Below are 23,391 nucleotides of genomic sequence, written 5' to 3' on the forward strand. Positions count from 1 at the left end.
TTTTTTTGTCCACCCGAACACTTTATACTGTCTCTCCCCTACCAAACTTCATTATCAAAATGAAAAAAATTATCACTTTGATGTTGTTTTTGACATTCTTTGCCCACGCGAACGACTCCGAGCCTGGCAGCCAGTATTTAAAGGCAGCAGAGGCCGGAGACCGACGCGCACAATATTTTCTTGCCGACAGCTGGTTTAGCTCCGGCGATTTGAGCAAAGCCGAATATTGGGCACAGAAAGCCGCCGACAGCGGTGATGCCGATGCCTGTGCGCTGTTGGCGCAGATCAAAATCACCAATCCGGTCAGTCTGGACTATCCACAAGCAAAAGTGCTTGCCGAGAAAGCAGCGCAAGCGGGCAGTAAAGAAGGTGAAGTAACGCTGGCGCATATTCTGGTAAATACGCAAGCGGGTAAACCGGATTATCCAAAGGCGATTTCGCTGTTAGAAAACGCCTCGGAAGATCTGGAGAACGACTCTGCCGTCGATGCCCAAATGCTGCTTGGTTTGATTTACGCCAACGGCGTGGGCATTAAGGCCGACGATGACAAAGCAACCTGGTATTTCAAGCGTAGCTCCGCGATTTCCCGAACCGGTTATTCCGAATACTGGGCGGGAATGATGTTCTTAAACGGTGAAGAGGGTTTTATCGAGAAGAATAAACAAAAGGCGCTGCACTGGTTGAATCTGAGCTGTATGGAAGGATTTGATACCGGTTGTGAAGAGTTTGAAAAATTAACTAACGGTTAAGGTAGGCGCAGCAAACGTCGCATCAGGCATTGATGTCGGATGCGGCGTAAACGCCTTATCCGACCTACAAAAATCACGCTACATCAGGCTATTACTCAGTCAGGCATCCACACATTGCCGGGTGGATATCCCCCCGGCAATCTTCAATTACTGATCCGCAGTTTTATCAAATTTGCCCAGTACTTCACGCTCATAAGCCAGCGCTTTCTTACGGTCAAATTTGTGTTCCCATTTGGCAATCACCAGCACCGCCAGCGCATTACCCACCACGTTCAGCGCAGTACGCGCCATGTCGAGGATACGGTCAACACCGGCAATAAACGCCAGACCTTCCAGCGGGATCCCTACGCTGCCCAGCGTTGCCAGCAACACCACAAACGACACGCCCGGCACGCCAGCAATCCCTTTCGAGGTCACCATCAGCGTCAGCACCAGAATGATTTCCTGCCAGATGGACAGGTCAATGCCATACAGCTGAGCGATGAAAATAGCGGCAATACTTTGATACAGCGTCGAACCATCAAGGTTAAAAGAGTAACCGGTCGGCACCACGAAACTGGTGATCGACGCCGGTGCTCCGTAGGCTTCCATCTTCTCAATAATTCGCGGCAGCACGCTTTCAGAGCTGGCAGTGGAGTACGCCAGAATCAGCTCATCTTTCAGAATACGAATCAGGATCCAGACGCTTAACCCGCACAGGCGCGCCACAATTCCCAGCACTACCAGCGCGAAGAACAGAATGGCGAAATGCACCAGCAGCACCAGTTTCGCCAGTGGCCACAGAGACGAGAAACCAAAGTTAGCCACCGTCACCGCAATCAGCGCAAACACACCCACCGGCGCATAACGCATCACCATGTGAGTCACTTTAAACATGGTTTCAGAGATGGAGCGGAAAACTGTCACCAGCGGTTCACGATGCGTCGCGGGCAGGGATGAAAGCCCCAGACCAAACAGCACCGAGAAGAAGATGATCGGCAGCATTTCGCCTTTCGCCATCGACGCCACGATGTTCGTCGGCACCAGCGACAAAATCGTGCCCATAATGCCGTGGGAACTGCTTTGTACCGCTTCCGTAGTGCTCTGATATTTCGAGATATCGACGGTCGCCAGCTGCGACATATCCACCCCGGCACCGGGCTGGAAGACGTTCGCCAGAGTGATCCCCAAAATGATGGCGACGGTGGTGATCACCTCGAAGTAGATAATGGTTTTCGCACCAATACGCCCGAGCTGTTTGGCATCACCAACACCCGCGATACCCACCACCAGTGTGGAGATCACAATCGGCACAACAATCATTTTGATCAGATGGATGAAGATATCACCCGCCGGAGAGAGCAAATTGACGACCAGCCAGTCGCGGCTGTCGCTATGGTGGTGCAGGTAGCTTCCCAGGAGAATGCCCAGCACCATAGCAAACAGAATCTGCCAGGCCAGGCTGAATTTTATATTTTTCATCAGAATAACTTCCTCAATGGAGCGCCGTTCCCCGTTCAGAAACGCGAGAACGTGACATACTGCCAGGGCATGAATTGTGTTGCGTTGGTTTGTAGATTTTTTTAACGCTTATGATCAGTATCATTTGCGCGGTATGTTGCGCAACCCTTTAACAACAGAGCTTTTCGCTGCATTAATGCATAATAACGCGAGTTTATGGCAGGATTAATGAATAACCATTTGTTATAGAAGGATTTTTATTTGTTTAATCTGCAATAATACTGATTGGTGATTATTTTTGATTATATGTTCATTCGATTATTTTTTATGCAGCTCAATAACATAATCTTCATCACCAGATGATTAATCTGATCTCCGCTGCAACAATTTCGCCATATTAATCGACTCGACCAGCTGTGTCCGGTTGATCCGGGGTGAGTTGAGATCCATCACTTTTTGCCATAGTTCGATGGCTTGCGCGTAGTTCGCCTGCATAAACGCATCGGAAGCCAGCAGCATCAGAGCGGTGATTTCGTTAGAGTCCAGCGCGAGGGCTCTGTCGATCATTGCGCGAGTCTGGACGGTCATATGTTGGCTGGCCTGGTAATACAGCACCGTCGCCAGCGCCGCATACAGTTCAGCGTTCTCACCACGTAGTTGCAACGCCTGACGGTACGCCAGCAGCGAATTGCTGTAATCGTTTTGCCACAGATAATACTCGCCCAGTAACGCCCACTGTTCGCTGTTTTGTGGATTAGCACGGATTTTATCCTGCAATGCCTGAAGCTGCGCTTCCGGGGTTTGCTGGCTGGCAAACTGATGCAGCGGATCGCGCTGACGCTGATACTCCGTACGTACAGCCTGCCATTTTGGACTTAACAGATAACTGCCGACACAGAGAAATACCATCAAAATCGTGAGTGTTGTCAGCATTTTCACCGGTATTTGGGGCTGTTTCATCGCTTCGCCCTCACTCGCCAGAGGATCAGTGCCATCAGCAGTAACAACACTACTGGCAGCGCCCACAACACCAGCGTCTGACCCGTTAACGGTGGGTTATAGCGAACAAAATCTCCGTAGCGTTCGGTCATCCAGTCAATGATTTCGACTTCACTTTTCCCCTCTTCCACCATGGTGTAAACCTGATGGCGCATACTGACTGCCACCGGCGCATTGGATTCCAGTAAGTTCTGATTCTGGCACTGCGGACAACGTAACTGGCTGGCAATATTTAACGCCTGTTGCTGTTGTTGCGGATTGGCGAATTGCCAGGTGTCTACAACCTGAGCGCGCGCAAAACAGGTAAATAACAGCAGTAGCGTGAGAAGCCCTTTATTCATCGCGCTTCCTTCCCCGCCATCCGCTTAACAATGCGCCCGCAATCATCAACAATCCTCCCCCCCAGATCCAGCGCACACCGCTTTGTACATACAAACGAAAAGCGTAACGATCCGCTCCGGTTTTCTCGCCCATGACCGCATACCAGTCATGGATGCCATTCCAGCGAATTGACGGTTCCATCATTTGCTGACGACGTGCTTCGTAAAAACGCCGCTCCGGCGTTAATTCACCAATGCGTTGCTGATGGTCAAACAGTGCCACTATCGCTTTTTCACTGGTGTAATTGCCTTTGGCTTGCAGATCGAGGCGCTCAAAACGGAAGGTGTATCCTGCCAGCGTCACCTGCTGACCCGGCTGTAAATTCAGGCTGATCTCCTGACGGCTGACGCTGGAAACCACGATCCCCGCGGCAAATAACAGCACGCCCGCATGCGCCAGCAGCGCCGGAAGCTGAGCACGTTTGCCAGAGACAAACGTCGCCAGCACAATCACCACCAGCATCAACAGAGCAAACGGTAACGTCGCGCGGTTAAAATACGGCGCGCCAACGGAGAGGCGTCCCCAGCCCAGCAGGCCGTAAATCATCGGATAAAGCGTTCCCACCAGCACGATCAGTAGCACTGCGCAAAACAGCAACAGCGTAGCGAGGATTAACATTTCCCGCGATAACCCCGAAAAACGCACCGCCGGGCCACCGTCCCGCGCTCGCCAGCCATACAGAGCCAGAGACGCAAGGCTAATCAGTGCAAACAGGCTGAACAACGGCACGGCGCGGACGTTATCCAGCGCGAACGCATGAACCGAAACCAGAATGCCAGAACGGACAATTAAGGTGCCCAGCAGCGACAGCATCAGAGTTACTATCGCCAGCAACAGCGACCAGTGGCGGAAAATCCCCCGCTGGCGTGTCAGGGATAAACTGTGCAGCAGCGCTGTGGCAGAAAGCCAGGGTAATAACGACGCGTTTTCCACCGGATCCCAGAACCACCAGCCGCCCCAGCCCAGTTCGCAATAGGCCCACCAGGAACCGAGGATGATCCCCGCTGTTAATGCGCTCCAGCCAGGTAGTGCCCAACGCCAGCAAATTCGGGCGCAGGTACCACCAAACTCGCCGCGCAGTAAACTCGCCAGCGCCACGCTCGCCGCCACCATCAAACCGCCGTAGCCGAGATAAAGCAGCGGTGGATGAAAGATAAGACCGGGATGTTGCAGCATCGGATTGAGATCGCGCCCTTCTATTGCGGGCGGAAATATCCTCACAAAAGGATCGGACCATCCGACAACAAACAGCAGCAGTGCGGCAAGTATCAGCGATAAAACCGTTAACGTGAGCGGAAATAGCGGATCGGTTTGCTGTCGATAATGCCAGGCAAACAGCACGCTCCAGGCGGAAAGCAGCAGCACCCAAAGCAGCAGCGAACCTTCATGACCGCCCCACACCGCCGCCAGTTTGAGTTCCCACGACAGCAGGCTATAGCTATGTTGGGCGACATAAATGACCGAGAAATCGCTGATGAGAAAACAATACGTCAGTACGCCAAAGGCGAGCAGCAGGAGCGCGAACTGCGCCAGAATGCCGATGCAAGTGAGTCGCATCATGGCAGGCCAGCGCAACCGCACTCCCGCGAAGGCCGTCAACGGGGTCAACACGTTGACCCCGAGACTTAACAACAACGCCAGAAAACCGACTTCAGGAAGGAATACGTCCAGAAACCACCTCTGTTCTGGCTTACGCCACCGTCAACTGCCCGGCGTAGAGAATGAAAAAGCGCAGCATCAACACGCCGACCAGGCTGGCCCCACACGCAGCCAGCACGGCAGGAATGCCGGAACTGCGATTGACCCACGGTTTGAGCAACATTGGCACAATCAGCCCCAGCCCGGCGACACCAAGCCAGAACCACCATGTCCAGAAACCGCCGCCCAATGCCGCCACCAGCGCACGCACTTTACCGTCATCGCCCAGCGCCAGACCGACAAAAAACGCCACCAGCAGGAAGATTTCACCCCATACCACGGGGATTTCCATACGGTGTACAAAGTGCGCTTCCGTGGAATGCGGGTTACTGCGTTGGCGTATCGCCATGGCGATCAGCGCCACCGCCGCACCGGACGAGATGCCGGAGAAGAGGAACAGCACCGGCAGGATCGGGTTATTGAGGAACGGATACGATTTCAGCGCCGACAGCAGAAAGCCGGTATAAGCCCCCAACAACACCGCCAGCACCAGCATCAATGTTTCCAGTCCGCGATGAACGGGCGTCAGCAGGCTCAAGACCTTTTGCACGATCCCCAGCTTCGGCAACCAGCGTTGTTGCAGGGCAAGCAAATCATGTTCAAAGATTTTCGCCAGCCACAGCACCAGCACCACCATGTAAAGCTGAAACAGCATCACCCCCATCGACATCACCGAGGTAAAACTGTAGTGGAACATCAGCTTCCAGAAGGTCCACGGTCTTGTCAGGTGGAAGACGAGGATCAACAGACCGAGGATCACCGCGCCAGGCCCGACAATCAGCGTGGTGCGCAGCAACGTACTGTCTGCACCGCCCGCCTGCGGGTAGACACGACGTAACAGTACGGCCAGCGTCACCAGACCGGCAGAAATACCAATCAAAAACAGGTAGATGGCAATCGGCCAGTCCCACACCAGCGATTCAAAATGAAATGCGGAAGTCTGCGTCATTGGCTCACCTCCCCGTATTTAAACGGTACGCGGTACAGCTTCGGTTTGGTTCCCAGCGCCAGCTTGTAGCGGTAAGTGGGCTTCTGGCGCAGCAGTTGCGAAATCTCACTGCTGGGATCGTCCAGATTGCCAAACGTCAGCGCCTTCGTCGGGCAAGCCTCAACGCACGCGGGCAGCTTACCGGCCTGCAAATGGGTCTTACGGCAGAAATCGCATTTGTCCGCCGTCTTCGTGACCGGATGGATAAAGCGCACGCGGTACGGACAGGCGGCGATGCAGTACTGACAACCGACGCAGAGATCCGGATTAACATCGACAATCCCACTGGCAGCGTCGCGAAAAGACGCACCGGTCGGGCAGACATCAACGCACGGCGCATGATCGCAGTGCTGGCAAGACTTACGGAAGAAGCGATATTTCACATCAGGAAATTCGCCCTGCGGCTCGCTACGAATAATCGTCAGGCGCGAGACGCCTTCCGGCACCTTGTTCACTTCCCGACAAGCATCCATACAGGCGGTACAGCCGATGCATAACGACTCGTCATGCACCATGCCGTAACGCACACCATTGATATTCAACGTTTTCGCCACCACGCGTCCTGCGGTGCCGCTGACGGCGGCCAGCACACCGACGCCGGTGAGAAACTGGCGACGTGACCAGGTCATGGCTGCTCCTTAAGCAACGGAACAGACGCCGGGTTAAAGTTCGGATTGGTGCGTTGATCGCTGTGGCAATCGACGCAAATCTTAATCCGTCCTTTGTCACTTAACGTCTGCATCGTATCTTGCTGTGGATGCAGGGAATGGCAGCTGGCGCACGCCACTTTGGTTACGTGGACATCGTGCGGCCAGAACGCTTTTTGCAACTGTTCCGGCAGATGGCAGGACATACAGACGCTGTTCTGCTCTCCAACCTTGTACATCGGCTCGTTAAAGCGCATCACATCTTTCACCCCTTCGCGGTGTTGCGGTGATGGCTGACCGTGGCAGTTGGTGCAGGTGACCGGCAGTTTGTTATTCGGGTTGATAACGGAAGCATGTTTGCCATGCATACCTTCGGTATCTGGCTTATGACAGTCCAGACAGGCGGCATCCGGGTTACGCTGCTGGGTAACTTCGTAGCGATCACCAGATGCCTGCGCCGCAGGGGTAGCGGTAATTCCGTTCAGGCTCCACAACAGGCCCGACGCCAGCACCCCGGCAGTTAATAACGAACGTAATACGCTCATATTCACTCCATTGTGTTTTCCGCCCCTTGCGAGGCGGAACGGGGTTATTGGCTTAACAGACCGTTTTTACGTGCCTGCTCTTCCCACTGCGGGATCACCGTTTTGATGAAGTCCTGCTTCTCGGCCTTGATTTGCTCCATGTTCAGGCCAATGGCCTGCTGGGCTTTCTCTTTGGTCGAGATATCCGGGATCTGGATTTCATGGGTTATGCCTTTGGTCGCCAGCAGGCGCGCCAGTTTGGTGCGTGCATCCGCCGCTTTATCCATCGCCGTACCGAGCATCCTCAGACCTTCTTCCGGTGCGTGCATATGAATGCCGTGGGAAGCGATCGCCAAATCCCAACGCCACTGGGCATGACGGATATCGTCCTGAATCGGCTTCATTTCGGCTTCCGTTGCGCCTGCATCCAGTGCCGCTTTCGCTTCGAAGTGAGCGTGAACCAGTTGATCTTCAACCTTGATTTTCAGGTCGTTAATCGACTGCTTACGTTCCGCGACCACTTTTTGCAAGGCAGCTTTGTCCTGGGTATGGCAGTTCGCACAAGTCTGGGCGAAGTTATCAAACGGATTACCAATTTTATGGTCGGTGTAGAGTTTGCCTTCGGCGTTCTGCACTTTTGGCATATGGCAATCGATACAGGTCACGTTGTTTTTGCCGTGAATGCCCGCTGTCCAGGTTTCATATTCCGGGTGCTGCGCTTTCAGCATTGGCGTTTTCGACAGGGAGTTAGTCCAGTCAGAGAAGGCAATTTTGTCGTAATACTGCTCCATATTTTCGACTTTCATGCCGTCATCCCACGGGAATTTAACCGCTTTGTTTTTGCCGTCGAAGTAATACTCCACATGGCACTGACCGCAAACCATCGATTGCTGGTCGAAACGTCCGGCTTTCTCGAAAGGTTTACCAATGGCTTCCATCGCGCGAGCCGCATACGGACGGGAAAGGGTTAACTCCGGTTTGCCTTTGGCGAACTCTGGTGAGGCGGTGTTATGGCAATCGGCACAACCTAAGTTGTTGACGATTTCCGGGCCGCCGCGCGCCCATTTTCCGTGGAAGTAGCCATCTTCGCCGTCTTTCTGGATCAGACGCGCCACATCCGGGCTTTTACAACTCCAGCACGCCATCGGTAGCGGACCATCTTCAGCGTTTTTCGGCGCACCGGTACGCAGGGTTTCACGCACATCGGTCACAGCAAAGGCATGTCCACGCGGCTTGTTGTAATCGCGCGAGAAGGGATACCCTGCCCACAGGATCACCAGCCGTGGATCTTCCGCCAGGGCGTCAACACGCTCTGACTGTTCCGAGGTAGCTTTCCAGGAGAGATATTGATCGGGATGCTGCGGGGCAAAGGTTTCATTCTTCGCTTCCACAGTTACAGGTGTTGCGGGAGCAGCCGTTTGTTCAGCGTGAACAGAAGTGAAAAAGAAAAAAGGAATCAATAAGCTGAAGATACGGCGTGCGTTTATTTTTATCCTTGTCATAGGGCTTCATCCGAATTGCGCCATTGTTGCAATGGCGGTTTTTATTGTTTTTCACGACAGTAACCGCACCTACACTGTCATGACATTGCTCGTCCCTATGTGTAACAAATAACCACACTATGAATGTTGTCTTTAATCAATTGTAAGTGCATGTAAAATACCACTTTAGAGTTAGTCAGTATCTTCCTCTTTTTCAACAGCATGCATAACTGCATGTTCCTCAAAGAATTAATCAACTTTTGTTGCTGACCTTCAAAAATTACCCTGCCGTTTATTTGCACAATTCTACTTTTGCGTGATCTGTCGCCCAAATACTAAACAAAACTGCCAATACCCCTACATTTAACGCTTATGCCACATATTATTAACATCTTACAAGGAGAACAAAAGCATGAGTCAAATTCACAAACACACCATTCCTGCCAACATCGCAGACCGTTGCCTGATAAACCCTCAGCAGTACGAGGCGATGTATCAACAATCTATTAACGCACCAGATACCTTCTGGGGCGAACAGGGAAAAATTCTCGACTGGATCACACCGTACCAGAAGGTGAAAAACACCTCCTTTGCCCCCGGTAATGTGTCCATTAAATGGTACGAGGACGGCACGCTGAATCTGGCGGCAAACTGCCTTGACCGCCATCTGCAAGAAAACGGCGATCGTACCGCCATCATCTGGGAAGGCGACGACGCCAGCCAGAGCAAACATATTAGCTATAAAGAGCTGCACCGCGACGTCTGCCGCTTCGCCAATACCCTGCTCGAACTGGGCATTAAAAAAGGTGACGTAGTTGCGATTTATATGCCGATGGTACCGGAAGCCGCGGTCGCGATGCTGGCCTGCGCCCGCATTGGCGCGGTACATTCGGTGATTTTCGGCGGCTTCTCGCCGGAAGCCGTTGCCGGACGCATTATCGACTCCAGTTCACGACTGGTGATCACTTCCGACGAAGGTGTGCGTGCCGGGCGTAGTATTCCGCTGAAGAAAAACGTTGATGACGCGCTGAAAAACCCGAACGTCACCAGCGTAGAGCATGTGGTGGTACTGAAGCGTACTGGCGGAAAAATTGACTGGCAGGAAGGGCGCGACCTGTGGTGGCACGACCTGGTTGAGCAAGCCAGCGATCAGCACCAGGCGGAAGAGATGAACGCCGAAGATCCGCTGTTTATTCTCTATACCTCCGGTTCTACCGGTAAGCCAAAAGGCGTGCTGCACACTACCGGCGGTTATCTGGTGTACGCGGCGCTGACCTTTAAATATGTCTTTGATTATCATCCGGGCGACATCTACTGGTGCACCGCCGATGTGGGCTGGGTTACCGGACACAGTTATTTGCTGTATGGCCCGCTGGCCTGCGGCGCGACCACGCTGATGTTTGAAGGCGTACCGAACTGGCCGACGCCTGCCCGTATGGCGCAGGTGGTGGACAAGCATCAGGTCAATATTCTCTATACCGCGCCCACGGCGATTCGCGCGCTGATGGCGGAAGGCGATAAAGCGATCGAAGGCACCGACCGTTCGTCGCTGCGCATTCTCGGTTCCGTGGGCGAGCCAATTAACCCGGAAGCGTGGGAGTGGTACTGGAAGAAGATCGGCAATGAGAAATGCCCGGTGGTCGACACCTGGTGGCAGACCGAAACTGGCGGTTTCATGATCACGCCACTGCCTGGCGCTACCGAGCTGAAAGCCGGTTCGGCAACACGTCCGTTCTTCGGCGTGCAACCAGCGCTGGTCGATAACGAAGGTAACCCGCTGGAGGGGGCCACCGAAGGCAGTCTGGTGATCACCGACTCCTGGCCGGGTCAGGCGCGTACTCTGTTTGGCGATCACGAACGTTTTGAGCAGACCTACTTCTCCACCTTCAAAAATATGTATTTCAGCGGCGACGGCGCGCGTCGCGATGAAGATGGCTATTACTGGATCACCGGGCGCGTGGACGACGTGCTGAACGTCTCCGGTCACCGCCTGGGGACGGCAGAGATTGAGTCGGCGCTGGTGGCGCATCCGAAAATTGCCGAAGCCGCTGTGGTCGGTATTCCGCACAATATTAAAGGTCAGGCGATCTACGCCTACGTCACGCTTAATCACGGGGAGGAACCGTCACCAGAACTGTACGCAGAAGTCCGCAACTGGGTGCGTAAAGAGATTGGCCCGCTGGCGACGCCAGACGTGCTGCACTGGACCGACTCCCTGCCTAAAACCCGCTCCGGCAAAATTATGCGCCGTATTCTGCGCAAAATTGCGGCGGGCGATACCAGCAACCTGGGCGATACCTCGACGCTTGCCGATCCTGGCGTAGTCGAGAAGCTGCTTGAAGAGAAGCAGGCCATCGCGATGCCATCGTAACCCACAATTGCCGGATGCGAGTCGGTAACGGTTTGTAGGCCTGATAAGACGCGACAGCGGCGCATCAGGCGCTGGTTGCCGGATGCGGCGTGAACGCCTTATCCGGCCTACATTCGGCAACGGCTGTAGGCCTGATAAGACGCGACAGCGTCGCATCAGGCATTGATTGCCGGATGCGGCGTATAACGCCTTATCCGGCCTACATTCGGCAAGGGTTACCCAAGCGTTAACCTTCTCCCATAAGGGAGCGGGAATTAAAACAATCCCTACATTACCTCTGGAGAATCTGTGATGAATGGTACGATTTATCAGCGGATAGAAGACAATGCGCATTTCAGGGAGTTAGTCGAAAAACGGCAACGGTTTGCCACCATCCTGTCGATTATTATGCTGGCAGTTTATATCGGCTTTATTTTACTGATCGCCTTCGCGCCCGGCTGGCTGGGCACCCCGCTGAATCCGAACACCAGCGTCACACGCGGTATTCCAGTCGGTGTCGGGGTAATTGTGATCTCCTTTGTTCTCACTGGTATCTACATCTGGCGGGCGAACGGCGAATTCGACCGTCTTAATAACGAAGTCCTGCATGAGGTACAAGCATCATGAAAAGAGTTCTGACGGCGCTTGCCGCCACACTCCCTTTCGCAGCTAACGCCGCGGATGCTATTAGCGGGGCCGTAGAGCGTCAGCCAACGAACTGGCAGGCGATTATTATGTTCCTGATTTTCGTCGTGTTTACGCTCGGCATTACCTACTGGGCGTCAAAACGCGTACGTTCGCGTAATGACTACTACACCGCAGGCGGCAATATCACCGGTTTTCAGAACGGGCTGGCGATTGCCGGGGACTATATGTCCGCCGCCTCATTCTTGGGGATCTCCGCGCTGGTGTTTACCTCCGGCTATGACGGCTTAATTTACTCGCTAGGCTTCCTGGTAGGCTGGCCGATCATTTTGTTCCTGATCGCCGAACGTCTGCGTAACCTCGGTCGCTACACCTTTGCCGATGTGGCCTCTTACCGTCTGAAACAAGGGCCGATTCGTATTCTTTCAGCCTGTGGTTCTCTGGTGGTGGTGGCGCTTTACCTTATCGCCCAGATGGTGGGCGCAGGTAAACTGATCGAGCTGCTGTTTGGCCTTAACTATCACATTGCGGTAGTGCTGGTCGGCGTGCTGATGATGATGTACGTCCTGTTCGGCGGCATGCTGGCGACCACCTGGGTACAAATTATTAAAGCCGTGCTGTTGCTGTTCGGTGCCAGCTTTATGGCCTTTATGGTGATGAAACACGTCGGCTTTAGCTTCAACAATCTGTTCAGCGAAGCGATGGCGGTACACCCGAAAGGTGTCGACATCATGAAGCCGGGCGGGCTGGTGAAAGATCCTATCTCCGCGCTCTCTTTGGGGCTAGGACTGATGTTTGGTACGGCGGGCTTGCCGCATATTCTGATGCGCTTCTTTACGGTCAGCGATGCCCGCGAAGCACGTAAGAGCGTGTTCTACGCCACCGGATTTATGGGCTACTTCTACATCCTGACCTTTATTATCGGCTTTGGCGCGATCATGCTGGTCGGTGCGAATCCGGAATATAAAGACGCGGCGGGCCATCTGATTGGTGGTAACAACATGGCAGCAGTTCACCTGGCCAATGCGGTGGGCGGCAACCTGTTCCTCGGCTTTATTTCAGCGGTTGCTTTCGCCACCATTCTTGCGGTGGTTGCGGGTCTGACGCTGGCGGGCGCATCGGCGGTGTCTCACGACCTGTACGCTAACGTCTTCAAAAAAGGTGCGACCGAACGTGAAGAGCTGCGGGTATCGAAAATCACCGTACTGATCCTCGGTGTGATTGCCATTATCCTCGGCGTGCTGTTTGAGAATCAGAACATCGCCTTTATGGTGGGGCTGGCGTTTGCCATCGCGGCGAGCTGTAACTTCCCGATCATTCTGCTTTCCATGTACTGGTCGAAACTGACTACCCGTGGCGCAATGCTGGGCGGCTGGTTAGGACTGATTACTGCGGTGGTGCTGATGATCCTCGGCCCGACTATTTGGGTACAGATCCTCGGTCACGAAAAAGCCATCTTCCCGTATGAATACCCGGCGCTGTTCTCTATCAGCGTGGCATTCCTCGGTATCTGGTTATTCTCGGCAACGGATAATTCAGCGGAAGGTGCGCGCGAGCGTGAACTGTTCCGTGCGCAGTTTATCCGTTCCCAGACTGGCTTTGGCGTTGAGCAGGGCCGCGCGCATTAATCTCTCCCCTTCCCCGGTCGCTTGATCGGGGAATTTCTTCAGAACATCATCCTGGCCACCAGCGGCGAAACCAATACCATCAATACACCTGAAAGCATCATGACCAGGCTTGCAACTACGCCTTCTTGTTGACCCAGTTCATATGACCGCGCAGTCCCGGCACCATGAGATGCCGCGCCGAATCCAGCACCTTTCGCCATCCCTTCGCGAATAGAGAGACGTAAAAACAACACGTCGCCAATCGCCATGCCAAACACACCGGTGACCACCACAAACAGCGCCACCAGATCAGGCTGTCCGCCGAGCGACTGGCTCGCTGCCAAAGCAAATGGCGTAGTGACCGAACGCACCGCCAGGCTACGCTGGATCTCATCTGGCAGGGTAAACAATCGCGCCAGCCACACTGAGCTGGTCACTGCCACCACCGTTGCCGTCAGTACGCCTGCCGTCAACGACATCCAGTGACGCTTAATGATCGCCCGATTGTCATACACTGGTACCGCAAAGGCGATGGTGGCCGGACCTAATAGCCATAGTAACCCGTGCGCTTCGCCAATATAGTTTTGCCAGGAAATATTGCCAAAAACCAGCAGCATAACCAGTAGCGTAGGCGTCAGCACCAGAGGCATCAATGGCAATTTACGAAAGCGGCGATAAAGGCGTTTGTTAAGAAAATAGATAACTAGCGTAATTGCCAGACAGAGCATACTTAGCTGAAAATTAGCCACGGTTTAACCTGCGCATTTCATAGCGATAGACTTTTTCCACTACCCAGGCAGTCGTGCCCAGCACCATCACCGTACTCAGCGCGATCACAGCAAAAATACGCCAGCCATCCACCAGTAATAGTTGTGCATAGTTCACCACAGCCACCACGGCAGGGACAAAAAACAGCAACATTTCGGCCAATAGCCAACGCGCCCCGGCTCGAACCCATTGCAGAGGAAGAATGCGACAAACAATCAGCGCCAGCATCAGGATCATCCCCACCAGGTTGGCAGGCAGCGGCAAATGCAGCCAGGAGACGAGATACTGCGCAAAAATAAATAAACCTGCATACAGCACAACCTGAAAAAATACCTGGATAGATTGCACTACGGCAGGGGTAATGCGGCGAAGCGCCACGGGCATGAGAGGATATCCTGAAAATAAAACAGAATGGTAAGTATAGAGAGCGCTCGCCCCTGACTGAAATGAATTAAAATCATTGCAGGTATAGTCAAAGGGAATAGTTATGGATATCAGAACGCTGCGTTATTTTGTCGAAGTCGTGCGCCAGCAAAGCTTCACCCGCGCAGCGGAGAAGTTGTTTGTCACCCAACCAACTATCAGCAAGATGCTGAAGAATCTCGAAGATGAGCTGAACTGTATATTGTTGATCCGCGATGGTCGTCGGCTGCTTCTCACTGATACTGGTCGCGTCGTATTTGAGCGCGGGCTGGCTTTACTGGCTGAGTTTCGGCAACTGGAAGCTGAGCTTAGCGATATCAATCAGCTTAAAACCGGCGTTTTGCGGCTGGGAATCCCGCCGATGGTTGGGATGTTGATGGCCGGGCCGATTGGCCTTTTTCGCCAGCGTTACCCCGGCGTAGAATTGAAAATTTCGGAGTTTGGTGGTCTGACGGTACAACAAGCGGTGATGAACGGTGAACTGGATATGGCACTGACAGCCCTGCCAGTAGAAGAAAGCGGCCTGACAACGTTATCGCTGTTTAGTCATCCACTATGTGTACTGACGCCACATTCAGGTAAATGGCTTGAATGTGATGCCGTCTCACCGGAGACATTGGCGGAACATCCTCTACTTATCTATAACGAAGATTTTGCCTTAAGTAAGCAATTGATGAAGTTATTCGATGAACATGGCGTTAAGCCGAGAATTGCAGTTCGCAGCGGGCAATGGGATTTTCTCGCCGCGATGGTTCAGGCCGGTGTCGGAATAGCCATATTGCCGGAACCCATTTGCCAGCGATTAGATAAAAACACCTTAAAATGGCTACCGCTGGAAAGCGAACTAAGCTGGAAATTAGGAATGATTTGGCGTGAGGGCGTTTACCTTTCCCACTCTGCCCACGCGTGGCTGAGCTGTTGTGAAGGATACTGGTTAACGCCAGAGTAAGTCGGGTTGGCGGGCTCGCCCGCCAACCATGCAGATTACTGATTTTCCTCAATCAGCAACGCTTCAAGCAAATCGAGATCGTGCAGTAATTTTTGCAGCGTTTCGTTACTGATCTCCCGCGTGGCGCGCAGGTGGTACAGTTCAGCACGTTCAGAACGCAATGCCGCCAGACGGAAGCGACGCTCCAGGTTCTCTTCCAGGATTGAACTTTCTACATCATTACGTCCATCGGCGCGACGACGCAGGTTACCAATGACGCGAGAACTAACCTCTGTGAGCAGCTGGTTATCGATATTCTCTTCGGTATCCGCCGCCAGACGCTCCTCCATTTTCTGGATCGCCACAATCGCCACTTCTGCCGTTGCCGCTCGTGCAATACGTTCCTCTTTCAATTGTTGCGAATGGTCCGCGACTTCTATGTGTTGTAGCAGAATAGGCAACATCACCACGCCGACAAACAATGAGAAGAGAATGACGCCAGCCGCCAGGAACACCAACTCATAGCGCGCAGGGAAGACGTTACCATCCGGCAAGAGAAGCGGGATAGAGAGCACACCGGCCAGAGTGATCGCCCCACGCACCCCGGCGAAAGACGCGATCAGGATTTCTCGTGTAGTCCACGAACCAAACTCCATCGGCTTCTTCTTCAGGAAGCGGTTGCTGAACTTTTTCATCGTCCACAGCCAGCCGAAACGGACCAGCATCAGCGCCGCATATATCAGAATAATATCGGTAAACAGCATCCAGATTTCGACGTTAGGGTCGATTTCTGCCGCCATCAGCGACGTCTCCAGAATCCCCGGCAACTGCAGACCTAACAGCAGGAACACCATGCCGTTAAAGACAAATTCCAGCATCGCCCAGGTGCTGTTTGCGCGCAGGCGCATTGCCAGCGGCGCACGGCGCATCACACCGGAGCGGGTGATGGTCATCCCGGCGGCAACCGCAGCGAGGATGCCGGAAACGCCAATATGTTCCGCAATCAGATAAGAAGCGAATGGCAGCAAGAACAGCAGAACGATCTGCGTCGCGGGTTCATCACCGCCCCAGCGGCTGAGGAATCGCAGCGAGCGACCATACAGCCAGCTCACCACAAAACCGGCGAGAATACCGCCTATTGCCACTTTCATAAATTCGACCGTCGCACCGCCGACGGTGAAGATCATTGTCCCCATCGCCACTGCCACGGCAAACTTCAACGACACCAGGCCGGAGGCGTCATTCATCAACGCTTCGCCCTGCAAAATGCCCATGATTTTTTTCGGGATGCGCCCCTCGCCAACAATCCCGGAGAGCGCTACAGCATCGGTCGGAGAAAGCACCGCAGCCAGCGCAAAGGCGGGGATCAGCGGAATGCCCGGCACCACCCAGTAAATAAGGAAGCCAATGCCGACCACGGTGACCACCACCAGCGCCAGCGCGAGGCCGAAAATCTCTCGCCCATGTTCGAGAAATTCACGGGTCGGCGTTTTCCAGCCATCAGCGAACAGCAACGGCGGGATAAACAAGACTAAAAAGAGTTCAGGATCAAACTCCACATGCAAACCAAACGTCGGCCACGCCAGTAGCGCACCGATGGCGATTTGCATAAGCGGAAGCGGGATCTGAAAGGGCATGACACGAGTGACCACCCCGGACAGCGAGACCACGAGGGTCATTATCAGTATGGTGAAGAAGATTTCCATGCGTTCCCTGTTTGCGATGTTTTTTATGATCTGAGAAAGGCGTTATGCCTGAATTCTCATTTTTTCAGAATATCGCAAAAGCTCACACAATGTGCGGAGAAAATAAAAACGGGCAGCCATTGCCACCCGTTTTCAGAATCCTATGTAAGATTAGATAGCCCAGCCACCCGCATAGAAGGTCACCAGCGCCACGGCAATAACGACCGTACCGATGTTCAACTTGCGCCATTCGCCGGAAACCAGACGACCAATCACCAGAGTCGCGAAGCCAATCATGATGCCTGTTACGATGTTACAGGTCAGCACGATGAATACCGCCGTAACCAGACCCGCCATCGCATCAACAAAATCAGCAAAGTCGATTTTCGCCACGTTGCTCAGCATCAGCAGGCCAACGTACATCAGCGCCGGAGCCGTTGCGTACCCCGGAACGAGGTAAGAGAGCGGAGAGAGGAACAGAATCAGCAGGAACAGCACGCCAACGGTGATAGCCGTCAAACCGGTTTTACCGCCCGCCGCCGTACCCGCCGCAGACTCGATGTATACCGCTGCCGGAGCTGCACCCACGAGGCCAGAAAAAACGCTGCTCATGGAGTCGGTGGTCAGTGCTTTCCCGCCGTCGATGATCTGCCCATCTTTATCCAGCAGGTTCGCCTGACCGGCGACGGCACGGATAGTTCCGGTGGCATCAAATACTGCCGTCATCACCAGTGCCAGAACACTTGGCAGGACTACAGGATTCAGCGCACCCATAATGTCCAGGCTGCCAATCAGTGAATTGCCGTTTTCATCGCTCAATGAAGGCATGGCGAAAACGCCGGAGAAATGGACGTTAGGATCGAAGATCAAACCGACAATTGAGATACCGATAATGGTCAGCAGAATGCCACCAGGGACTTTCAGTTTTTCCAGGCCGATAATCACTGCCAGCCCCACCAACGACATCATCACCGGAAAGGTCGTGAAATCCCCCAGCGCGACGGGCAGACCATCAAGTGGGTTTTTAATCACCAGACCGACACCATTAGCAGCAATCAGCAGCAGGAACAGACCGATACCAATCCCCGTGCCGTGCGCCACACCGTGCGGCAAGTTGCGCAAAATCCAGCTACGGATACCCGTGGCAGAAATTACCGTAAACAGCACCCCCATCAGGAACACGGCACCCAGCGCGACAGGTACGCTAATATGTTGCCCCAGCACCAGACTGAATGCGGTAAACGCCGTCAGAGAGATGGCGCAACCAATCGCCAACGGCAGATTAGCCCACAGACCCATCACGATAGAACCGAGTCCGGCAACCAGACAGGTTGCAACGAAAACTGCCGCAGGCGGGAAGCCCGCTTTACCCAGCATGCCTGGAACGACGATAACCGAGTAGACCATCGCCAGAAACGTTGTTAACCCGGCAACCACTTCCTGACGGACAGTGCTTCCACGTTGTGAAATTTTAAACCAGGCGTCGAGTGAACCGCCGGTACGCGCTGATGGCGTAGACATAAGAAAACATCCCCTGAGAGTTTAATTTTCGTCAAGATGCGTGGCGGACAATCCCCTGCCAGCGAAACGTTATCTTCCTGCTCCAGGTTTGCGACAATTTGCTGCGTCGCAAAAAAAGCAAACGTTTAGCTCCGCGCATACAAAACGGGTGGTAAAAAAAGCAAACGATTATCCGGCGATCATAGCGGCTTTTTCAACCGAAGTTTGCTGCTTTTTTCTCTTTTATTGTCTTGACGATGAAAAACCAGGCAATTGATGCGCAAACGTTATCGTCGATGCGCAAGATTGCAGCGTTATCGAGCCGTATACCGTTCAGGATTGCGATAAAAAATCGTCTGAGATGACAAAAATATTGCGGCTAAAAAGTGTACTTTTACACTGGCGAAGAAACGCCGGTAACATACAATTAAAGCATCAACACCAACCGGAACCTCCACCACGTGCTCGAATGAGGTGTGTTGACGTCGGGGGAAACCCTCCTGTGTACCAGCGGGATAGAGAGAAAGACAAAGACCGGAAAACAAACTAAAGCGCCCTTGTGGCGCTTTAGTTTTGTTCATCTTCCAGTAAGCGTGCGCCGGTACCTTCTTCTCCTAATCGGTCGCCCGGGTTACGCAACGGGCAATCACTGCGCGAAAGGCAGCCACAACCAATACATCCATCCAGTTCGTCACGCAGCGCCACTAAGGTATGAATGCGCCGATCCAACTCTTCTCGCCATTGGGACGAAAGCTGTTTCCACTCTTTCGCACTTAACGTATGCCCTTCTGGCAACACGCCAAACGCTTCACGAATGGTTGCGAGCGGAATGCCAATACGCTGAGCAATTTTGATAATTGCGACATATCGCAACACATCACGTTTATATCGCCGCTGATTGCCGCTATTACGGATACTGGTAATCAACCCTTTGCTTTCATAGAAATGCAGCGCCGATACCGCCACACCGCTGCGTTTCGCCACTTCGCCGGGGGTTAGCAGCGCTTTAATGCGGGGTAATTTCTTTTCCATAAATCGCTTTACCTCAAGTTAACTTGAGGAATTATACTCCCCAACAGATGAATTAACGAACTGAACACTGAAAAGAGGCAGATTTATGTCCCATCAGAAAATTATTCAGGATCTTATCGCATGGATTGACGAGCATATTGACCAGCCGCTTAACATTGATGTCGTCGCAAAAAAATCTGGCTATTCAAAGTGGTACTTGCAACGGATGTTCCGCACGGTGACGCATCAGACGCTTGGCGATTACATTCGCCAGCGCCGTCTGTTACTGGCCGCCGTTGAGTTGCGCACCACCGAGCGTCCGATTTTTGATATCGCAATGGACCTGGGTTATGTCTCTCAGCAGACCTTCTCCCGCGTTTTCCGTCGGCAGTTTGATCGCACTCCCAGCGATTATCGCCACCGCCTGTAGTTTTATTGCCCGCGCGTTAACTCCCGCGCGGGTAATTGCTCCATCCATTGCATAAACACCTGCGGCGGCATCGCCTTCGCGAAGAACCATCCCTGGCAATAGCGCACGCCGCGTTTGCGCAGCCAGTTAACCTGCGCCTCAGTTTCGACACCTTCAGCGATCGTTTTTAACCCCAGGCTGTGCGCCAGCTCGATGATGTGTTCCGCAATCAAATGACTGGTTTTGTGGGTGGTCAGCGTCTCAACAAACGATTTATCGATTTTCAAAATATCGACATTCAATGATTTAAGGTTATGCAAGTTAGAGTAGCCAATACCAAAATCATCAATTGCCACTTCGTAACCGGCCTTGCGGAAAGCCAGAATAATCGGCGTCATTTTGTCGACATCAAGAAATGCATGTTCAGTCACTTCAAATTTAATTTGCTGCGGACGCACCGCATGTTGCTCTGTTTTCTGATTGGTTCGCGCTATCAACCGTGAGGTATGAAAATCGGAGGCTGACAGGTTAATAGAAACATAGCGATCGGTATGTGTTGCCAGATACGCGCCCAAATCACGGAAGACATTATCAATAACATAATCAGTTACCTGTTCGATCATCCCCTCCTTTTCTGCCAGCGGAATAAACTCTGCCGGATTCATTACTTGCCCCTGCTCACCAGGCCAACGTAACAACGCTTCAGCGCCGATACATTTTTCTGTTTTGATATCGATTATTGGCTGGTAATAAAGGCAAAGTTGATGTTTTTCGAGGGCGCGTTGCAATTTGCGTTTGGGAGACAAATAGTTTTGTCGAATACGTAGCCAGAGTAATAGCAGAACAAGACTCCCCAAAATACCGGCGGGCAACGCAAAAATAAGATGATTATAAAAATGAGTTATAAGACGTTGATATGAAGTCGCAACAATGGCTGCAATTGGGCGTTTTGTCGAATAAACTGTCGCATATAAATAGCCATTTCGTTGTACGGTTAAATCATTCAAATGAATCAGCGGAGAAAACGTTGCTGCCGAGGCCTCGTTGCTTAACGAGAAAAAGGTTTTCGTCACCGTATCATACACTCCCCATTGCAATGTCGGATCATCAGACATCACTTCACTCCAGAAGAGAGGGTTGATAACCGCCACATAATTTCCCCGCTGCATGTAGGTCATTTTATAGCCAGAGAAAAAAGGCGTATCACGGTAATAATAGATAGAAACGTTAGGTTCGCGCTTATAATCGGCCGGTGCAATCGTATAGCCATTTACAGACGCTATCAGCGATGAGCATAAAAAATGGTTATCACGAGCATAAATCAATTCATTAATATAAAGATAGCCACGAATAATATTCAACATTCGCTTTTGATGGGCTGGAGTGCAAACTTGCCCCTGATAGCGTTCAGCTGCATCGCTCACTAAATCTGCCTGACGAATGACCAGCTCAGATTTATCCAACGCCAGCTGAGCAAAGGTTCGGAGCTGATTATTCACTTCTGATTTTGCCCAAAAGAAGGCAATCCATAGCGACAGAATGATGGGAAAGAGAACTAAAAAGATAATGCCCGGAAACGCCAGTAATTGGTGTCGTGCACGATGACTCATTGCTATCAATTCCCTGCCTGTTTATACCCGGTTATTGCAAGGTGAAACCCTGGCTACCGACGTCTTTAGATAAATCTTACGGTATAAATAGCACTTTTGCCTGATATAAAATTGAGACCTTTTTAATCGTCACCAGGATGACGATAATTCATTGATCTTAAAAATTAATCACCTTCAGGAATGCAGAGGCGGCGGGAAGATATACCCTTAATGCCGCTGAAAAAACACATAATCTGTACGGCAATAAAAGTCACGGCCTAATCTGGCTAACAAACAACCAATTGTGATATAGTTCACAAAATTCATGAAACAAACAGAGTGTTTCATTTTTGTGTTCTGCAAGCCCCGCGATAGCCAGAGTGTATCACGCCTCCCGTGAACAACGCCGCGCTGTCCAGGGCATCAGCTCTTTTCCGAGGAATTGTTTGATGGCTACCCTCACCACTGGCGTGGTTCTTCTTCGCTGGCAACTTCTTAGTGCCGTAATGATGTTTCTGGCTAGCACGCTCAACATCCGTTTTCGTCGGGCTGATTATGTCGGGCTTGCAGTGATCAGCAGCGGTCTGGGCGTAGTTTCCGCCTGCTGGTTCGCAATGGGGTTGCTTGGCATCACAATGGCGGATATCACCGCCATCTGGCACAACATCGAGTCGGTGATGATAGAAGAGATGAATCAGACACCGCCACAATGGCCAATGATTTTGACTTGATATGTAGAAGCCTCCATAACGGAGGCTTCTTTTTTATGGCTGGCAGATGCTTTAATCATCCACCTTAAAACAATATACCCTATTGTTTTAAAGACAAATCAGAACGGAATATCGTCATCAAAGTCCATCGGCGGCTCGTTAGACGGCGCTGCCGGAGCGGACTGCTGCGGGCGAGACTGCGCGCCGCCGCTGAACTGATTGCCACCCTGCGGCTGCTGAGGCTGACCCCAACCGCCCTGCGGCTGACCACCACCGATATTGCCACCTGCAGGAGCGCCACCACCCTGACGACCACCCAGCATCTGCATGGTGCCGCCAACGTTCACCACGACTTCTGTGGTATAGCGATCCTGACCGGATTGATCGGTCCATTTGCGGGTACGCAGCTGGCCTTCGATATAAACCTGAGAACCTTTACGCAGATATTCGCTGGCCACTTCTGCCAGTTTGCCGAACAGCACAACGCGGTGCCATTCAGTCTGCTCTTTCATCTCGCCGGTCGCTTTATCACGCCAGGATTCGGAAGTAGCCAGCGTAATGTTGGCAACAGCGCCACCATTTGGCATGTAGCGTACTTCCGGGTCCTGACCCAGATTACCAACGAGAATAACCTTGTTTACGCCTCTGCTGGCCATGTTCGTGTCTCCTGAAAAAAATCGTTCTGAATAAGTGTAAACGCGCGATTGTACCATTACCAATAGCGCTTTTACTATGTTGTGACCTCGGTTCCGGGAAACAAACCTGGCCAGACATTGTTACACAACACTCCGGGTAATGCATTCCAATACTGTATATTCATTCAGGTTAATTTGTGTCATAATTAACCGTTTGTGATCGC

The 23,391-nt window shown here is 52.5% G+C and carries 22 protein-coding genes; 7 read left to right on the forward strand and 15 right to left on the reverse strand.

Going from position 1 to position 23,391, the window contains the following annotated elements; all coding sequences use genetic code 11:
• The first annotated feature begins 59 nt into the window (after positions 1–59).
• A complete protein-coding gene (gene yjcO / locus EAS44_RS22910) occupies positions 60–749 on the forward strand; it encodes a Sel1 family TPR-like repeat protein YjcO (RefSeq protein WP_001296650.1) in 690 nt (229 codons plus the stop codon).
• A 147-nt stretch (positions 750–896) separates the two neighbouring features.
• Here yjcO and gltP read toward each other — a convergent pair whose 3' ends face one another.
• The 8 genes from gltP to nrfA form a co-directional block, all read right to left on the reverse strand.
• Positions 897–2,210 (reverse strand): glutamate/aspartate:proton symporter GltP, encoded by a 1,314-nt coding sequence (gene gltP, locus EAS44_RS22915; RefSeq protein ID WP_000789579.1) that lies wholly within the window; start codon positions 2,208–2,210, stop codon positions 897–899.
• Between the two features lie 342 nt (positions 2,211–2,552).
• Entirely contained in the window at positions 2,553–3,149 is a 597-nt protein-coding gene (nrfG, locus tag EAS44_RS22920) for a heme lyase NrfEFG subunit NrfG (RefSeq protein WP_000812994.1), read from the reverse strand.
• Positions 3,146–3,529, reverse strand: a complete 384-nt coding sequence (gene nrfF / locus EAS44_RS22925) for a heme lyase NrfEFG subunit NrfF (RefSeq protein ID WP_001032550.1) — start codon at positions 3,527–3,529, stop codon at positions 3,146–3,148. Before nrfF ends, nrfG begins: the two co-directional genes overlap by 4 nt.
• Positions 3,522–5,240 carry a heme lyase CcmF/NrfE family subunit gene (gene nrfE / locus EAS44_RS22930; protein WP_071526754.1) on the reverse strand — a complete coding sequence of 573 codons (1,719 nt, stop codon included), beginning with the start codon at positions 5,238–5,240 and terminating at the stop codon, positions 3,522–3,524. Before nrfE ends, nrfF begins: the two co-directional genes overlap by 8 nt.
• 19 nt (positions 5,241–5,259) lie before the next feature.
• Positions 5,260–6,216, reverse strand: coding sequence for a cytochrome c nitrite reductase subunit NrfD (gene nrfD, locus EAS44_RS22935; protein ID WP_000195192.1), 957 nt, complete (start codon positions 6,214–6,216; stop codon positions 5,260–5,262).
• On the reverse strand, positions 6,213–6,884 hold the full coding sequence (gene nrfC, locus EAS44_RS22940) for a cytochrome c nitrite reductase Fe-S protein (protein ID WP_000220273.1): 672 nt from the start codon (positions 6,882–6,884) through the stop codon (positions 6,213–6,215). Before nrfC ends, nrfD begins: the two co-directional genes overlap by 4 nt.
• On the reverse strand, positions 6,881–7,447 hold the full coding sequence (nrfB, locus tag EAS44_RS22945; RefSeq protein ID WP_001296647.1) for a cytochrome c nitrite reductase pentaheme subunit: 567 nt from the start codon (positions 7,445–7,447) through the stop codon (positions 6,881–6,883). Before nrfB ends, nrfC begins: the two co-directional genes overlap by 4 nt.
• A 44-nt stretch (positions 7,448–7,491) precedes the next feature.
• Entirely contained in the window at positions 7,492–8,928 is a 1,437-nt protein-coding gene (gene nrfA, locus EAS44_RS22950) for an ammonia-forming nitrite reductase cytochrome c552 subunit (protein ID WP_000196879.1), read from the reverse strand.
• 391 nt (positions 8,929–9,319) lie between these two features.
• Here nrfA and acs point away from each other — a divergent pair, with 391 nt between their 5' ends.
• The 3 genes from acs to actP all read left to right on the forward strand — a co-directional run bounded on the left by acs (position 9,320) and on the right by actP (position 13,530).
• Entirely contained in the window at positions 9,320–11,278 is a 1,959-nt protein-coding gene (acs, locus tag EAS44_RS22960; RefSeq protein ID WP_000078225.1) for an acetate--CoA ligase, read from the forward strand.
• A 291-nt stretch (positions 11,279–11,569) separates the two neighbouring features.
• Positions 11,570–11,884, forward strand: a complete 315-nt coding sequence (gene yjcH / locus EAS44_RS22965; protein ID WP_001296646.1) for a DUF485 domain-containing protein — start codon at positions 11,570–11,572, stop codon at positions 11,882–11,884.
• A complete protein-coding gene (gene actP / locus EAS44_RS22970) occupies positions 11,881–13,530 on the forward strand; it encodes a cation/acetate symporter ActP (protein ID WP_000832549.1) in 1,650 nt (549 codons plus the stop codon). The genes yjcH and actP overlap by 4 nt, the downstream gene beginning before the upstream one ends.
• 38 nt (positions 13,531–13,568) lie before the next feature.
• Here actP and EAS44_RS22975 read toward each other — a convergent pair whose 3' ends face one another.
• Complete coding sequence (locus tag EAS44_RS22975) at positions 13,569–14,258, reverse strand: LrgB family protein (RefSeq protein ID WP_001273402.1); 690 nt, start codon at positions 14,256–14,258, stop codon at positions 13,569–13,571.
• A complete protein-coding gene (locus EAS44_RS22980) occupies positions 14,251–14,661 on the reverse strand; it encodes a CidA/LrgA family protein (RefSeq protein ID WP_001143718.1) in 411 nt (136 codons plus the stop codon). Before EAS44_RS22980 ends, EAS44_RS22975 begins: the two co-directional genes overlap by 8 nt.
• A 103-nt stretch (positions 14,662–14,764) precedes the next feature.
• Here EAS44_RS22980 and EAS44_RS22985 point away from each other — a divergent pair, with 103 nt between their 5' ends.
• Entirely contained in the window at positions 14,765–15,649 is an 885-nt protein-coding gene (locus tag EAS44_RS22985; protein ID WP_000354953.1) for a LysR family transcriptional regulator, read from the forward strand.
• A gap of 35 nt (positions 15,650–15,684) precedes the next feature.
• On the opposite strand, the gene yjcE is transcribed toward EAS44_RS22985, so the two are convergent.
• From yjcE to soxR, 3 genes are all read right to left on the reverse strand, one after another.
• Positions 15,685–17,334, reverse strand: coding sequence for a Na+/H+ antiporter (gene yjcE / locus EAS44_RS22990; protein WP_000402206.1), 1,650 nt, complete (start codon positions 17,332–17,334; stop codon positions 15,685–15,687).
• A gap of 150 nt (positions 17,335–17,484) precedes the next feature.
• Entirely contained in the window at positions 17,485–18,834 is a 1,350-nt protein-coding gene (gene ghxP / locus EAS44_RS22995) for a guanine/hypoxanthine transporter GhxP (protein ID WP_000106892.1), read from the reverse strand.
• A 546-nt stretch (positions 18,835–19,380) separates the two neighbouring features.
• Positions 19,381–19,845 carry a redox-sensitive transcriptional activator SoxR gene (soxR, locus tag EAS44_RS23000; protein WP_000412431.1) on the reverse strand — a complete coding sequence of 155 codons (465 nt, stop codon included), beginning with the start codon at positions 19,843–19,845 and terminating at the stop codon, positions 19,381–19,383.
• Between the two features lie 85 nt (positions 19,846–19,930).
• Between soxR and soxS the strand changes: the two genes are divergently transcribed.
• Positions 19,931–20,254, forward strand: coding sequence for a superoxide response transcriptional regulator SoxS (gene soxS, locus EAS44_RS23005; RefSeq protein ID WP_000019358.1), 324 nt, complete (start codon positions 19,931–19,933; stop codon positions 20,252–20,254).
• 2 nt (positions 20,255–20,256) lie between these two features.
• Here the strand turns inward: soxS and pdeC are convergent, their stop codons facing one another.
• The gene (pdeC, locus tag EAS44_RS23010) at positions 20,257–21,843 is read right to left on the reverse strand and encodes a c-di-GMP phosphodiesterase PdeC (RefSeq protein WP_001314348.1); all 1,587 of its coding nucleotides are present in this window, start codon (positions 21,841–21,843) and stop codon (positions 20,257–20,259) included.
• 428 nt (positions 21,844–22,271) lie between these two features.
• On the opposite strand from pdeC, the gene yjcB reads away from it, so the two are divergent.
• Entirely contained in the window at positions 22,272–22,553 is a 282-nt protein-coding gene (yjcB, locus tag EAS44_RS23015; protein WP_001296643.1) for a YjcB family protein, read from the forward strand.
• 98 nt (positions 22,554–22,651) lie between these two features.
• On the opposite strand, the gene ssb1 is transcribed toward yjcB, so the two are convergent.
• Positions 22,652–23,188 carry a single-stranded DNA-binding protein SSB1 gene (gene ssb1, locus EAS44_RS23020; RefSeq protein WP_000168305.1) on the reverse strand — a complete coding sequence of 179 codons (537 nt, stop codon included), beginning with the start codon at positions 23,186–23,188 and terminating at the stop codon, positions 22,652–22,654.
• Positions 23,189–23,391 lie beyond the last annotated feature (203 nt).

Source organism: Escherichia coli DSM 30083 = JCM 1649 = ATCC 11775 (genome assembly GCF_003697165.2).
Taxonomy (GTDB): domain Bacteria; phylum Pseudomonadota; class Gammaproteobacteria; order Enterobacterales; family Enterobacteriaceae; genus Escherichia; species Escherichia coli.